Source organism: Catellatospora sp. NPDC049609 (assembly GCF_040675365.1).
In the GTDB taxonomy this organism is placed as follows: domain Bacteria; phylum Actinomycetota; class Actinomycetes; order Mycobacteriales; family Micromonosporaceae; genus Catellatospora.
Map to the genome: position 1 here is coordinate 1 of NZ_JBFAOU010000466.1, position 1,353 is coordinate 1,353.

General features: G+C 64.7%; 1 protein-coding gene. It reads right to left on the minus strand.

Annotated elements, in window-relative coordinates:
* Positions 1-386 precede the first annotated feature (386 nt).
* Positions 387-1,353, minus strand: a 967-nt coding sequence (locus AB0J67_RS41175; RefSeq protein WP_363491270.1) for a hypothetical protein, incomplete at its 5' end; no start/stop codon positions are given.

Consider the following 1,353-nt stretch of genomic DNA (forward strand, 5'->3'; position numbering starts at 1 on the left):
GGACACCACCAGCGAGTCCCTCCGCGCCCTCAAACGCCGCCTCTCCGACGTCGTGTTCCGGGCACTCCTCACCGACGCTTGACAAGGAGCAAGTGGACGTGACCCGGTCGGGCGCGGGCCCGGCCGTAAACCCGCAGGCAGCAGGGTTGCAGCACCGCCCACTGTGCGTCGGTCGGGTCGAACCGCCTCGTCACCGCCCTCGTGGGCACGAGGTCTCCGGTAGGGGGTTCTACTTGGTCGTAGAACCCCCTACCGGAGACCTCGCTTTTCATCGATCACCGACACGCTATGACTTCGAGAAACTGCCTAAGCATGGGAGGCGACGCCTGCGGCTAACGCTAGGATCAGCCGCCATGTACTCGGAGGTCATCATCACCTGCCAGCGGCTACTTCCAGCGCGTTGGATCATCGAGGATGACCTCAGGAATGGTTCCGCCGTGTGAGTAGTCGAGATCGGCTTTCGCGTAGTAGGTGTCTCCGTTCGGAGTCACAATGAACACTGGTGTGCGAAGGCCCCTAGTTCCGGGGACAACCAGATTTGCCCCGACCCTGAAGGTATCAATTGTCGCACCACCCCCCCTCGAAAACGCGGCCTCGGCGGCAGCTTTCGCGCGTTCTGCGGCCAAAGGCTGGGGCAACCGTGGCAGTTGCCTCAGTTCCTCTGCCAACGCCCCGGGGCCACTTTCCCTGTCGTAGGTCAAGCCAACAATGCCACCCGCGCGCTTTGCTTTGTCACGTTCCCGCTTTGTGTACCCAGCGGGAAACGTCCAGGCCCGCGTGCCTGATCCTCCGACGCCGCCGCGTCCTATGCCGCCGCCGATTCCGGATGGGCCTCCGCGGCCGCCGGGTGCGCTTTGAATGCCGTATCCGCGGCCGAAGGGGATGCGGATTCTTGTGCGGGGGACGCCCATGGCGCTGGCTGATTCGTTGGCTGCGAAGTGGAAGACGCTGAATTGGTAGTCGCCGCGGGTGCCGGTGGTCCATGTTCCGGTGTTGGCGTCGACGTATCGGTCGGGGACCGTGTCCCAGTCGGCGTGGTGTCCGTCGAGGTTCAGTGGTCCTCTGGCTTCGGCCTTGTCGGCGTGGTCGAGGATGGCCTGGTAGGGGTCGTTGGGGTTGTCGAGGTTGGGTGCGGGTGGGGTTTCGTAGTCGGGGACCTGCGGGGGGTTGGGTTCGCTGACGGGGTCGGGGACGCAGATTTCGGGGCAGGGGTTGGTGCTTTCGCCGCCGTCTCCGATGGGCTCGCCGGACAGTCCGGTGGGGTCGATCATGCCGATGGGGTTGTTGGCGGTGTAGGTGTAGAGGTTGGCGGTGGTGGGGTTGGTGTAGTCGAGGTCGGGGGTGGTCAGGAAC